Here is a 255-nt window from a genome sequence, read left to right on the forward strand (position 1 = left end):
ACTCTCTGTTACCGCTCGACTTGCATGTGTTAAGCCTGCCGCCAGCGTTCAATCTGAGCCATGATCAAACTCTTCAGTTTTAATCAGAATATGCCGGAAATTGACATATATAAATCTAGCTCAAAGTCTTAAACAACTTGCAAATACACTTAAATGAATTTACTTGGTGTCGCTTACTTTGATAAAGCTTTTGTGCTTCATCTCAACAAGCGCCCACACGAATTATCTGATCTGTCTGTTAAAGAGCGTTGCTTG

General features: G+C 39.6%; 1 rRNA gene. It reads right to left on the bottom strand.

The features are described from left to right. Positions 1–80, bottom strand: a 16S ribosomal RNA gene (locus JW499_RS22170); the annotation flags it as partial. Positions 81–255 lie beyond the last annotated feature (175 nt).

The organism is Amphritea pacifica (assembly GCF_016924145.1).
Classification (GTDB): Bacteria; Pseudomonadota; Gammaproteobacteria; order Pseudomonadales; family Balneatricaceae; genus Amphritea; species Amphritea pacifica.